This is a genomic window from Mesorhizobium sp. M7A.F.Ca.CA.002.04.1.1, assembly GCF_004022805.1.
Lineage (GTDB): Bacteria > Pseudomonadota > Alphaproteobacteria > Rhizobiales > Rhizobiaceae > Mesorhizobium > Mesorhizobium ciceri.
In genome coordinates this window covers 1-13,246 of the sequence record NZ_RZPL01000064.1, presented here as the reverse complement: position 1 = coordinate 13,246, position 13,246 = coordinate 1, and the positions used below count along the sequence as shown (strand labels likewise).

The window sequence follows — 13,246 nt, the reverse complement described above, 5'->3', positions numbered from 1 at the left end:
GGACAGTCTGTGGGCGGGCAAGGGCAAGCTTGCCAAATCGAACGCCGAGCAGGTCTTGCTGGCCCGCAAGATCATCGAAGGACTCGGCATGGAGGTGGCGACGCCCGACGAGGCACGCGAAATCCTGTCATTGAAAGGCGGGGACAAGGTCGCTTTCTGAGGCGGCCCGAGCAATCGCCGCGAGACGCAAAACGGAGGAGGACGGCATGAAGATCGAAGTCGTGGTGGACGTGAAGACCACACTGGGCGAAGGACCGCTGTGGGACGTCGAACAGGAACGACTCTACTGGATCGACAGCTTCGACGGGCGCGTGTTTCGGGCGACCGCCGACGGGCGCGAGATCCGGTCATGGGACGTGCCGATGAAGATCGGCTCAATGGCGCTGCGCAAGGACGGCGGCGGCGCTGTCGTCTCGCTGCAGCGCGGCTTCCATCTGCTCGATTTCGCCACCGGCGAGGTGACGCTGATCCACGATCCCGAGCCGGACAAGCCGATGAACCGGCTCAACGACGGCAAGGTCGACCGGCGCGGCCGTTTCTTCGCCGGCTCCATGGATACGATGGAAGAGGGGCCGTCCGGCGGTCTCTACAGGCTCGATCCGGATTTTTCCGTCACCCGGATCGATTCCGGCATCATCTGCTCCAACGGTCCATGCTGGAGCCCCGACGACCGCACCTTCTATTTCGCCGATACCTGGACCGGCGAGATATGGGCCTACGACTACGATATCGCCACCGGTGCCGCCACCAACAGGCGTACCTTCGTGCGCGTCGACACCAGCCGAGGCGGTGCGGCGGACGGCTCGACCGTCGATGCCGAGGGCTATCTCTGGAATGCGCTGGTCTATGACGGAAGGCTGGTGCGCTACGCGCCCGATGGCAGCATCGATCGCATCATCGACATGCCGGTCAAGAAGATCACCAGCGTCATGTTCGGCGGACCGAAGCTCGACACCCTCTACGTCACCTCGATGGCCAAGCCGCCGCTGCCGCGTTTTCCCGGCGACGGCGTTTTGCGCGGCAGCCTGTTCGCCATATCAGGCCTTGGCGTTAGGGGCGTTGCGGAACCGCGCTTCGGCGGCTGACGCCAGGCAAGCGAAGCGCCGGTAAAATACGCAGATCAGGCCTTGGCGCAGGAATTCGGGCAAGTCTGGCAATTGATGCCGAACGTGTGCATATACAGGCATACATATATCCATGCAGAGGGGTTTCCGTTAGGCTGAGCGCCCCGCGTCAAACGGGAGCATCGATTGCCAGGATTTGCGGAAAGCGTGATGCAGGGGCCGCGAACCGTGGCCGAACAGGTCGCCAATGTCCTGCGCGAAGCGATTGCCAGTGGCACCATCAAGGCGGGCACTTCGCTGCGCCAGGACGAATTGGCCGAGCAGTTTGGCTTCAGCCGCATGCCAATTCGTGACGCCCTTCGCCAATTGGAAGCCGAAGGCATTGTTTCCATCCATCCGACAAAAGGCGCGCAGGTCGCCCGGATGGACAGCGCCGAGATCAGTGAAATCTATGCACTGCGCGAATTGCTCGAATGCGAGGCGTTGCGGCTTTCGCTTCCCAATCTCGCCGGTGACAGGCTCGACGAGGCGGAACAGGTTCTCGATCAGATCGACGCGGAGCGCAATGTCGGCCGATGGGGCGCGCTGAACCGTGCCTTTCATCTGGCTCTCTACGATGCCTGCGGCAACAATCGATTGCTGGCCTTAATCGAGGCGCACCACAATGCCGCCGATCGCTACGTCCGCATCCTGCTGTCGAACCTGGACTATCGCAGCCGCTCGCAGACGGAGCACCGCGATCTGCTGGCCGCCTGCCGGCGGCGCGACGGCGACAGGGCCATAGGCATTCTGAGGCAGCATCTTCGCGAGGGAAGCGAGACGCTGGTCAGCGCGATCAGGGAAGATGGCCTGTCGCGAAAATCCTGACGACATGGCTTGAGTTGCCTCTGCGCACGATCACTGCCACATATTGCAACATCGCTACTCGATCCGAGGATCATCATGTCCCCCGACAGCAGCCTGCCGGCGCGCGCCCTTGCTCCACGTCGCCACGAAGAGATCCTGCGGCGGCTGGGCGCCCAGGGGTCTGTCAGTGTCGCCGAACTGGCCGGGTTCTTCGATGTCTCGCGCGAAACCATCCGCCGTGATTTGAAGCTGCTGTCGGATAAGGGACGGCTCGGCATCGTCCATGGCGGCGCCGCCCGCTTCGAGCCGAGCGAACCGGCAATGAGCTTGCGCAGCCACGAAAATGCCGGAGGCAAGGCCGCGATCGGCAGGCTGGCCGCCGGTCTTGTAAAGGACGGCATGGTGGTGTTCCTCGATTCCGGCACCACCACATTGGCCATCGCACAAGCCATGGCCGACCTGCGCGATCTCACCATCTGCACGGCGAGCCTGAAGATCGCGCTTCTGCTGTGCCACGTCTCAGGCATGCGCGTGCATGTGCTGGGTGGCGAAGTCGATCCGGGCGAGGAAGCGGCCTCGGGAATCGACATGCTCGAAGCCATGTCGCGCTTTCGCGTCGACATCGCGTTCCTCGGTGGTGGCGCGCTGTCGCCCGACGGCGAGGTGACCGATTTCACCCGCGCCGGCGCCGAACAGCGCAGCCGCATGATCGCGCTTGCCGCCAAAACCTACTTCGTTCTCGACAGCAGCAAGTTCGCAAAGCTGACGCCGCTCAGGATTCCGAATTTTCAACGCGCCGCCGGCGTGATCGTCGACGCGAAACCGCAGGCTGACATCGCTGAAGCGCTTGCGCGCAAAGGGCCTGAGCTGATGATTGCCTCTTTGATGTGATATTTTGTGGTATTTTGTGTTGATATTTGGAATTCGGCTGCTATGATCCAACCGGTGTCAAAACGGCAGGATGTCCCATGGCAAACGAATTCCCTACGCAAGCGCGCGTCGTCATCGTCGGCGGCGGTATCATTGGCTGCTCGGTCGCCTATCATCTGACGAAGCTCGGTTGGACCGATGTCGTGCTGCTCGAACAGGGGCAACTCAGCGGTGGCACCACCTGGCACGCCGCAGGGCTTGTCGGCCAGTTGCGCAGTCATTCCAACATGACCAGCCTGATCAAATACTCCACGCAGCTCTATGGCGAGCTGGAGGCCGAGACCGGGCTCGCCACCGGTTGGAAGAATTGTGGCTCGCTGTCGGTGGCGCGGACCGCCGACCGCATGACGGTGCTGAAGCGCACGGCCGCATCGGCTCGCGCCCAAGGCGTCGAGATCGACGTGATTTCGCCGAAGGAGGCGGCCGATCTATGGCCGGTCATGGCGACCGACGATCTGGTCGGAGCCGTCTGGCTGCCGGGCGACGGCAAGGCCAATCCGACCGATCTCACGCAATCGCTGGCCAAGGGTGCGCGCAATCGCGGCGCGAAAATTTTCGAGCGGGTCAAGGTCACCGGCATCAGCGTGAAGAACGGCGTCGCCTGCGGTGTCGAGACGGACCGCGGCAACATTGCCGCCGAGATCGTCGTCAATTGCGCCGGCCAGTGGGCGCGCAAGGTCGGGCTGATGTGCGGCGTCTCGGTGCCGCTGCATTCGGCCGAGCACATGTACATCGTTACCGGCAGGATCGAGGGCGTGCATCCGGACCTGCCGGTCATGCGCGACCCCGACGGGTTCATCTATTTCAAGGAAGAGGTCGGCGGCCTGGTCATGGGTGGCTTTGAGCCGCACGCCAAGCCGTGGGGCATGAATGGCATTCCCGAAAATTTCGAGTTCGCGCTGTTGCCGGACGATTGGGATCAGTTCGAGATCCTGATGGAAAACGCGCTGGTCCGCGTGCCGCAATTGGCCAAGGCCGAGGTCAAGAAATTCTACAACGGTCCCGAAAGCTTCACGCCGGACAACAATTTTCTCCTCGGCGAGGCGCCGGAACTGAAGAATTTCTATGTCGGCGCCGGCTTCAACTCCATGGGCATCGCCAGCGCCGGCGGCGCGGGCAGGGCGCTGGCGGAATGGATCGTCAACAGCGCGCCGACCATGGATTTGTGGCCGGTCGACATCAGGCGTTTCGCCTCCTTCAACAACAATCCGCGCTGGCTGCATGACCGTGTCAAGGAAACGCTCGGCTTGCATTACGCCATGCCGTGGCCGAACCGTGAACTGGACACGGCGCGGCCGTTCCGCCGCTCGCCGCTCTACGACCGGGTCGCCGCCAAAGGTGCCTGCTTCGGTTCCAAGATGGGCTGGGAGCGCGCCAACTGGTTCGCGGCACCGGGAGAGAAGACCGAGAACGACTATGCCTTCGGCCGCCAGAACTGGCACGAGGCGGTCAAGCGCGAAATGAAGGCGACACGCGAAGCCGTCGCCGTCTTCGACCAGACCTCTTTCGCCAAGCTCCTCGTGCAGGGCCGCGATGCCTGCGCCGTGCTCAACTGGATCTGCGCCGGAAATATTGAGGTACCGGACGGTACGTCTGTTTACACGGGCGTGCTCAATGCACGCGGTGGCTATGAGAGCGATCTCACCGTTATGCGGCTCGGCGCGGAGAAATTCCTCATCGTCACCGGGTCCGCACAAGCTGTCCACGATGCCGACTGGATCGTCAAAAACATTCCATCCGACGCGCATGCAATCGTGACCGACGTCACCTCGTCCTACGCGGTGCTGGCGTTGATGGGACCGCGATCACGCGATCTGCTGGGCAAACTCTCCTCGGCCGATCTTTCCAACGCCGGCTTTCCCTTCGCCACCATCCGCGAGATCGATATCGGCTATGCCACCGCCTATGCCAACCGTATGACCTATGTCGGCGAACTGGGCTGGGAACTGATCGTGCCGACAGAATTCGCCGTCGGCGTCTATGAGGCGTTGCATGAGGCGGGCCGTGAATTCGGTCTGCTGGACGCCGGCTACTATGCGCTCGATGCCTTGCGCATCGAAAAGGGTTTTCGCGCCTGGGGCAGGGAGTTGACGCCTGATATCGACCCCTGGCAGGCCGGGCTTGGCTTCGCCGTGGCGATGGACAAGCCAGGTGACTTTATCGGCCGCGACGCGCTGGTTGAGACGAAGCCATCGGCAGCACCGGCAAGACGCATCGTGCTGTTCACGCTCGATGATGCCGAGCCGATGCTGTGGGGCGGCGAACTGATCCTGCGCGACCGCAAGCCGGTCGGCGAAGTCCGCTCGGCCGCCTACGGCCACACGCTTGGCCGCTCGGTGGCGCTCGGCCTGATCGAGAACGAGGCGGGCGTCGACGCTGCATTTCTCACCGGTGGTCGTTTCGAGATCGACCTTGCCGGCGTTCGCCATGCCGCGACAGCACATCTGCGCAGCCCCTACGACCCGAAGTCGGAGCGGGTGAAGGCTGATGCGGTGGAGATCAGGGCCGCCGCTTAATCCGCTGACATCGAGCGCGCCATATCCAGGAAAGCCCGCACCAGTTTGCCGCCGCTGCGTTCACGCAGGCAGATCAACGCCTCGTCCATCAGGGTCTCGGGAGCATCGATGGTGATCGGCACCAGCCGCGAATCCTGGCCGAATTCGGCCGCCGAGACAAAGCCGATGCCGGCGCCCGAGGCGACGATCTCGCGGACGGCTTCGCGGCCCTCGGCTTCGATCGCCGGCCTCAATTCGATTTTCGAGGCGGCTGCGAGATCTTCGAGTTTCTGACGCGTCTTCGATCCACGCTCGCGCATGACCAGTGATTCCTGCGCGAGCTGCTTGAGGGTGAGCGACTTTTTCGCGGCCAGCGGGTGGTCGACGGATGCAAACGCGATGATCGGCGTCGAGTTGAGTTTCAGCACCTCGAAATCGCGCCCCGTCGGCACCTCGCCCAGCACGCCGATATCGGCATCGTAGCTGTAGAGGCTGCTGATCACCGTCTCGGTGTTGCCGGCGCGCACCGAAACCTGCACGCCGGGGTAGCGGGCCCGGAAGCTGCCGAGAATATGAAGCAGATGATGTGCGGCATCGGCGACGATGCGCAGCGTGCCGGAACGCAGGGCGCGGGACTCCGTCAGGAGTTCGAGCGCCTGTTGCTCGGTATCGAACATGCGGTGGGTTATTTCGAGCAATTTCTGGCCCGAATGGGTCAGCGTGACCTGCTTCTTGTTCCGGTTGAACAGCAGCACATCATACTCTTCCTCGAGCTTGCGCACCTGGTCCGAGATCGCCGGCTGGGTCAGGAAGAGCGCCTCGGCGGCGCGAGAAAAGCCACCGCAGATGGCCACCTGGTGAAAGGCTCGCAACTGGACGTAGCGCATCTCCCGTGCCTCCGACACTTCTGAAATCGCCGACATCTTATCATAAGGATTGCTTAGGAAAAGATCGAAAGGAACGATTTGACTTATGTTTTGCCGACCCTCAGCCTGAGCATGGGTCGACATCCCTGCCGGCCGTTGGCACCGGAGGCGTCGCCATGCAATTTTCCATCATCCTGCTGCATCTGGCGGGTGCGGTCATGCTGCTGCTCTGGGCCGTGCATATGGTGCGCACGGGTGTCGAGCGGGCCTGCGGGCCCGCTTTGCGTGATGCCCTGAGGCAAGCCCGGGGTGAGCGGATCAGATCGGCCGGCGTCGGCACCGTGCTTGCCGTGCTGCTGCAGAGCTCGACCGCCGTCGCTATCCTGGCGGCCGGGTTTGCCGCCAGCGGCATGGTTTCGGTGTCGGCCGGGCTGGCGATCCTGCTGGGCGCCGATCTCGGTTCCGCCCTGGTCGTGCAGGTGCTGTCGTTCGACCTCAGCTGGCTTGTGCCGGCGCTGATCCTGGTCGGCGGCGCGATGGCCCTGAAGTTCGAAGTGGCTGGCATCAGGCATAGCGGGCGAATCCTGATGGGGGTCGCCTTCGTCCTGTTGTCGCTGCATATGATCGGCGAGGCGACCGCACCGATGCGGCAGAGCACCTTGCTGCCACTGGTGATCTCCTATCTGCGCGCGGACTATTTCACCGCCTTTGCCGCCGCTGCCCTGTTCACATGGCTGATCCACTCCAGCGTCGCGGCGATCCTGCTGTTCGTCACGCTTGCCGCACAAGGCGTCTTGCCGGTCGAGGTCGGTCTGTTCTTCATCCTCGGCGCCAATTGCGGCGGCGCGCTGATCGCGGTTTGGCTGACGCGCGGCGAAGCCGTCGAGGCGCGCCGTATCCCGCTCGGCAATCTGATCTTTCGCGGCACGGCGGCGCTGGCGGCTTTGTTCGCGCTTCAGGCCGTGACCTTCCCGGCGCATCTGTTCGGCGCAACCGAAGGCCGCCAGCTGGTCAACCTGCACCTTGCCTTCAATCTGGTGCTGGTCATCTGCTGCTTGCCGTTCACCGGCATGATGGAGCGGCTGGTCGCCTTGTTGATCGCAGACAGGCCGGTGGCAAAGGCCGGAGAGGGTGGAGACCTGATGTCGCGCCGCACCAGCGCGCTCGACCGCACCGTCATGCGCACACCCGGTCTTGCGCTAGCCAGTGCCACCCGCGAGCTGCTGCGCATGGGCGAAGTCGTCGAGGTGATGCTGCGCCCAGTGATGGATTTCTTCGACGCCGGCACCGGCGACCAGATACGCCAGGCTCAAAAACTCGATGAGGAGGTCAACCGCGCCCATACCGAAATCAAGCTCTACATTGCCGAAGTCAATCGCGGCAGCATGAGCGTGGCCGAAGCGCAGCGCGGCATCGAGCTCACCGACTTCGCCATCAATCTCGAACGCGCCGGCGACATCGTCGCCAAGAACCTGCTCGTGCTCACCCAGGAGCTGCGTGACAAGAACCTGCGCTTCTCACGCGACGGCTGGAGCGAACTGGCCGGGCTTCACAACCGTGTCATGGCCAACATGCAGCTTGCACTCAATGTGCTGGTGTCGAGCGATCTCGATTCGGCGCGGCAACTCGTCGTCGAGAAGGAGCGGATGCGCAGACTGGAACGCACGAGCCACGACCGTCACCTCAAGCGCCTGCAATCGGGAATGCCGCAGAGCATCGACACCAGCGACATCCACCTGGAGGCCGTGCGGGCGCTGAAGGAGATCAACTCGCTGATGGCCTCGGTCGCTTATCCCTTGCTGACGCAGAGCGGTGATCTGCTCGAAAGCCGGCTGGCGAGAGGGGCTGCGGAAGTGAGGGCTCCTGCAATGGCCTGAGGACGGATTCCCGCCCGGCAGGCCATCACTAAAATCTATACATCGATACAAAATAACGATTTTACAAATAGATCATTCAGGCCAAGAATAAGGCCACATCGAACGCAGATCGAGCGGAGGACAACATGCTCGCCGAGACGAAATTTGCCGCGGAGCCGCTGGCCAGCCCGGCGCTGGGCGAGCCGTATCTTCTGACCCCGGGGCCGCTCACCACGGCCTATTCGGTCAAGCAGGCGATGTTGCGCGACTGGGGATCGTGGGACGGCGACTTCCGCGCCATGACATCGGATATGCGTCGCCGGCTGCTGGCGCTGACCGGGGACAGGAACGATGAGTTCGACTGCGTGCCGATGCAAGGCAGCGGTTCTTTCTGCGTCGAAGCGATGCTGGGGTCGTTCGTGCCCAGGGACGGCAAGGTTCTTGTGCTGGCCAACGGCGCCTACGGCCTGCGCGCCGCGCAGACCATGCAGTATCTCGGCCGCGCCTATACGCTGATCGACAAGGGTGACTATCTGCCCCCGCGCGGCGACGAGGTGGCAGCGGCCCTCGCGGCCGACCCTGATATCACCCATGTCATCGCCATCCATTGCGAGACCAGTTCCGGCATCCTCAACCCGGTCGCTGAAATTGCCGAAGCCGTCCATGCCAAGGGTCGCAAGCTGCTGGTCGATTCCATGAGTGCGTTCGGCGCCGTGGCGCTCGACGTCAACGAAATCCGCTATGAGGCGATGGTCTCGTCCGCCAACAAGTGCATCGAAGGCGTTCCGGGTTTTGGCTTCATCATCGCGCGCAAGAGCGAACTGGAGGCCGCCAAAGGCAGGAGCCATTCGCTGTCGCTCGATGTCCACGCCCAGTGGGCGCACCTGAACAAGACCGGCCAGTGGCGCTACACGCCGCCGACGCATGTCGTGGCCGCCTTCCTCGAAGCACTGCGCCAGCATGAGGCCGAAGGCGGCGTCGCCGGCCGTGGCGCCCGCTATACGAGGAACCGCGACGTTATGGTGGCCGGCATGCGCGACCTCGGTTTCGAGACACTGCTCCGGGATCGCTGGCTGTCGCCGATCATCGTCACCTTCTTCAACCCGGCTCATGCCAGTTTCGCGTTCGACCGTTTCTACGACCTGATGAAGGACAAGGGCTTCATCATCTATCCGGGCAAGCTGACCGCCGTGGATTCGTTCCGCGTCGGCTGCATCGGCCAGATGGACGAACATGTCATGCGCCGCGTCGTCGAGGCGGCAGCGTTCTCGCTTCATGAAATGGGCGTCGACACCGCCGCCCCACCCGCCGCGGCACTTGCCGAACGCGCCAAACTCGCCGCCTGAAGCGGCCGACTTCGAGGATATCAGATGAACCAGATGTCTCCTGTCACCGTGTCGGTCAACGGCCGCACCTATGCCTGGCCGCGCGTGCCGGCGATCGCCATCTGCCTTGACGGCTGCGAGCCGGCCTATCTCGACGAAGCGATAAAGGCCGGGCTGATGCCGGCTCTGGTCAGGATCAAGCAGAAGGGCACGGTGCGCTTTGCGCACTCTGTCATTCCGAGCTTCACCAACCCCAACAATCTGTCGATCGCCACCGGCCGGCCGCCGTCGGTGCATGGCATCTGCGGCAACTATCTCTATGAGCGCGAGACCGGCAAGGAAGTGATGATGAACGACCCGCGCTTCCTGCGCGCGTCGACCATCTTCCAGGCCTTCTACGATGCCGGCGCCAAGGTCGCCGTGGTCACCGCCAAGGACAAGCTGCGTGCGCTGCTCGGCAAGGGCCTCGCCTTCGACGAAGGCCGCGCGCTGTGCTTCTCTGCGGAAAAATCCGACACCACCAGCAAGGCCGAGCACGGCATCGACAATGCCTCGAAGCACTTTGGGCTGCCGGTGCCGGAGGTTTATTCGGCCGAGCTGTCGGAATTCGTCTTCGCCGCCGGCGTCCAGCTGCTGAAGGAATTCCGCCCCGACATCATGTATCTGACGACCACCGACTATGTGCAGCACAAATATGCGCCCGGCGTGCCGCAGGCCAACGCCTTCTACGAGATGTTCGACAAATACCTGACCGAGCTCGATGCGCTGGGTGCTGCCATCGTCGTCACCGCCGACCATGGCATGAAGCCCAAGCACAAGGCGGACGGTTCGCCTGATGTCGTCTATGTCCAGGACCTTCTCGACGAGTGGCTGGGCAAAGATGCCGCCCGCGTCATCCTGCCGATCACCGACCCCTATGTCGTGCATCATGGCGCGCTGGGTTCCTTCGCCACCGCCTATCTGCCTGATGGCGCCGACCAGGCCGATATCATGGCCAGGCTGGCCAAGATCGATAGCATCATGCTGGTCGTCGACAGCCCGACCGCCTGCGAGCGCTTCGAACTGCCGGCCGATCGCATCGGCGACATCGTGCTGATCTCGACCGAGAACAAGACGATCGGCACCTCGGAACATCGCCATGACCTGGCGGCTCTGAACGAGCCGCTACGGTCGCATGGCGGGCTGACCGAGCAGGAGGTGCCGTTCATCGTCAATCGTGTGCTGCCGGAATTTCCGAACGAGCCGACGCTGCGCAATTTCGATGCCTTCTACTACGCCACCATGGCGGCGGCGCTGGCTTGAGTCGAGCGTGATTGTCGACCCCCACTCCGCCGAGCTTCGCTCGGCACCTCTCCCCCGATCGACGGGGGAGAGGAAAGGCGCCAGGGTTAGCCGCGGCTTAACCTGGAAACGTTGAGGCACTGACCTCGCCTGATTTCCTCTCCCCCGTCGATCGGGGGAGAGGTGGCCCGAAGGGCCGGAGTGGGGGTCGAATCCTCCGCGCAACAAGAATCTGCTGGAGCAGAACCCATGACCAAGCTCGACCCCGCCATCAAAGTTCGCCACGAGCCGATGCGCATCGCCGGCAGACGAGTCGATGCCGAAGGCGTCGTCGAGGTTCGCTATCCCTGGAACGACACCGTCATCGGCACCGTTCCGGCCGGCCGCGCCGATCACGCCCGCCAGGCATTCGAGATCGCCGCCGGCTACAAATCGAAGCTGACCCGCTACGAGCGTCAGCAGATACTGTTCCGCACCGCCGAGGCATTGGCCTCGCGCCGCGATGAAATCTCCGATCTCATCACGCTCGAGCTCGGCATCTCCAAGACGGACTCGCTCTATGAGGTCGGCCGTGCCTATGACGTGTTCACGCTGTCGGCGCAGATGTGCATCCAGGATGACGGGCAGATCTTCTCCTGCGACCTCACCCCGCACGGGAAGGCGCGCAAGATCTTCACCACTCGCGAGCCGTTGAAGGCGATCTCGGCGATCACGCCGTTCAATCATCCGCTCAACATGGTCTCGCACAAGGTGGCGCCGGCGATCGCCACCAACAATTGCGTGGTGGTCAAGCCGACCGAACTGACGCCGATGACGGCGCTTCTCTTGGCCGACATTCTCTATGAAGCCGGTTTGCCGCCTGAAATGCTGTCGGTGGTGACCGGCTGGCCGGCCGATATCGGCAACGAGATGATCACCAATGAAAACATCGACCTGATCACCTTCACCGGCGGCGTGCCGGTCGGCAAGATGATCGCCCGCACCGCCGGCTACAAGCGCCAGGTGCTGGAGCTCGGCGGCAACGACCCGCTGATCATCCTCAACGATTTGTCGGACGAGGATCTGGCAAAGGCGGCGGACCTAGCAGTGGCCGGAGCGACGAAAAACTCCGGCCAGCGCTGCACGGCGGTCAAGCGCATCCTGGTCCAGGAAAGCGTCGCCGACCGCTTCGTGCCGCTGGTGCTGGAGCGGGCGAAGAAGATCCGCTTCGGCGATCCGATGGACCGCGCGACCGACCTTGGCACCGTCGTGCACGAGAAGGCGGCGGCGCTGTTCGAAGCCCGCGTCCACATGGCTGCCGAGCAAGGCGCCGAAATCCTCTACAATCCGGGTCGTCAGGGCGCGTTGCTGCCGCCGATCGTCGTCGATCGCGTGCCGCATACATCCGAGCTGGTCATGGAAGAAACCTTCGGGCCGATCATCCCGATCGTGCGTGCGCCGGACGATGACGAGGCGTTGATTGCGCTCTCCAACTCGACCGCCTTCGGCCTGTCGTCGGGCGTCTGCACCAACTCTTTTCCGCGCATGCAGAAATACATCGCCGGCCTTCAGGTCGGCACCGTCAACATCTGGGAAGTGCCGGGCTATCGCATCGAGATGTCGCCCTTCGGCGGCATCAAGGATTCGGGCAACGGCTACAAGGAAGGCGTCATCGAAGCGATGAAGAGCTACACCAATGTGAAGACATTTTCGCTGCCCTGGTCCTGACCGGACGGCATTGACGGATAGAACAATCGAGGGAGCGTTCGCCGCTCCCTCATTCGCATTTCGGAGACCATGATGGCCGCGATATCTGAACTTGTGCACACCGAAGGCGATTCCAACACCACAGCGGCTCGCGGTCGCTGGGATGCCGGGCAGGGCGATCCGCGGATCCGCGGCCTGCTCGATCGCGACGCGGCCGCCTTCATGCACCAGAGCCTGTCCAGCCCCTGTTTGTCGACGATCGCCAAGGCGCAAGGCATCTGGATCGAGGACACCGCCGGTCGCCGCTTCATGGATTTCCACGGCAACAGCGTCCATCACCTCGGCTATGGCCACCCGAGGCTTGTGGCCGCCATCAAGAAGCAGCTCGATCAGCTCTGCTTTGCGCCGCGCCGTTTCACCTGTGAGCCCGCCGTCGAACTGGCCGAGAAGCTGGCGGCATTGGCGCCCGGCAATCTCGGCAAAGTGCTGTTCACCACCGGCGGCTCGGACGCCATCGAGGTCGCGCTGAAGATCGCCCGCGCCGCGACCGGCCGCTTCAAGACGGTGTCGTTCTGGGATGCGTTCCATGGCGCCGGCTTCGGCGCAGCAAGCGTTGGTGGCGAGGCGACCTTCCGCTCGCACATATCAGGCCCGATGATGACCGGCACCGAGCACGTCGCGCCTTGGGACGGCTATCGCTGCCCCTATGGCCACGATTCCCTGGAAGCATCGGGCCTCGCCTGCGCCAACATGATTGCCTACGTCCTTGGCCGCGAGCAGGACGTGGCGGCGGTCGTCGCCGAACCGATGCGGGCGACGCCAAACCCGCCGCCGCCAGGCTTCTGGAAGCGGGTGCGCGAGGCCTGCGACCGGCACGGCACGCTCTTGATCTTCGAC

General features: G+C 63.4%; 11 protein-coding genes. 10 read left to right on the top strand and 1 reads right to left on the bottom strand.

The genetic code is table 11. From position 1 onward, the window contains the following. From ENZ75_RS05670 to ENZ75_RS05650, 5 genes are all read left to right on the top strand, one after another. The coding region (locus ENZ75_RS05670; protein ID WP_164887740.1) for a 3-keto-5-aminohexanoate cleavage protein at nucleotides 1–160 on the top strand (160 nt) is incomplete at its 5' end. Between the two features lie 46 nt (nucleotides 161–206). Further along, a complete protein-coding gene (locus ENZ75_RS05665; protein ID WP_013533046.1) occupies nucleotides 207–1,085 on the top strand; it encodes an SMP-30/gluconolactonase/LRE family protein in 879 nt (292 codons plus the stop codon). A gap of 189 nt (nucleotides 1,086–1,274) precedes the next feature. Next, a complete protein-coding gene (locus ENZ75_RS05660; RefSeq protein ID WP_063167528.1) occupies nucleotides 1,275–1,931 on the top strand; it encodes a GntR family transcriptional regulator in 657 nt (218 codons plus the stop codon). A gap of 75 nt (nucleotides 1,932–2,006) precedes the next feature. After that, nucleotides 2,007–2,801, top strand: coding sequence for a DeoR/GlpR family DNA-binding transcription regulator (locus ENZ75_RS05655; RefSeq protein ID WP_063167529.1), 795 nt, complete (start codon nucleotides 2,007–2,009; stop codon nucleotides 2,799–2,801). Between the two features lie 77 nt (nucleotides 2,802–2,878). Next, entirely contained in the window at nucleotides 2,879–5,356 is a 2,478-nt protein-coding gene (locus ENZ75_RS05650; RefSeq protein ID WP_063167530.1) for an FAD-dependent oxidoreductase, read from the top strand. Here ENZ75_RS05650 and ENZ75_RS05645 read toward each other — a convergent pair. Further along, nucleotides 5,353–6,222, bottom strand: coding sequence for a LysR substrate-binding domain-containing protein (locus ENZ75_RS05645; protein WP_013533042.1), 870 nt, complete (start codon nucleotides 6,220–6,222; stop codon nucleotides 5,353–5,355). The two genes, ENZ75_RS05650 and ENZ75_RS05645, sit on opposite strands and share 4 nt — an antisense overlap. Before the next feature lie 155 nt (nucleotides 6,223–6,377). Here ENZ75_RS05645 and ENZ75_RS05640 point away from each other — a divergent pair, with 155 nt between their 5' ends. From ENZ75_RS05640 to ENZ75_RS05620, 5 genes are all read left to right on the top strand, one after another. Continuing rightward, nucleotides 6,378–8,078 (top strand): Na/Pi cotransporter family protein, encoded by a 1,701-nt coding sequence (locus ENZ75_RS05640; protein ID WP_063167531.1) that lies wholly within the window; start codon nucleotides 6,378–6,380, stop codon nucleotides 8,076–8,078. A 125-nt stretch (nucleotides 8,079–8,203) separates the two neighbouring features. After that, nucleotides 8,204–9,403, top strand: a complete 1,200-nt coding sequence (locus ENZ75_RS05635) for a 2-aminoethylphosphonate--pyruvate transaminase (RefSeq protein WP_063167532.1) — start codon at nucleotides 8,204–8,206, stop codon at nucleotides 9,401–9,403. Nucleotides 9,404–9,427: 24 nt separating this feature from the next. Next, on the top strand, nucleotides 9,428–10,684 hold the full coding sequence (gene phnA / locus ENZ75_RS05630; protein WP_063167533.1) for a phosphonoacetate hydrolase: 1,257 nt from the start codon (nucleotides 9,428–9,430) through the stop codon (nucleotides 10,682–10,684). Between the two features lie 228 nt (nucleotides 10,685–10,912). Continuing rightward, nucleotides 10,913–12,370, top strand: coding sequence for a phosphonoacetaldehyde dehydrogenase (phnY, locus tag ENZ75_RS05625; RefSeq protein WP_063167534.1), 1,458 nt, complete (start codon nucleotides 10,913–10,915; stop codon nucleotides 12,368–12,370). 72 nt (nucleotides 12,371–12,442) lie between these two features. Beyond that, nucleotides 12,443–13,246: aminotransferase class III-fold pyridoxal phosphate-dependent enzyme (locus ENZ75_RS05620; RefSeq protein WP_128277952.1), on the top strand; the 804-nt coding region annotated here is incomplete at its 3' end.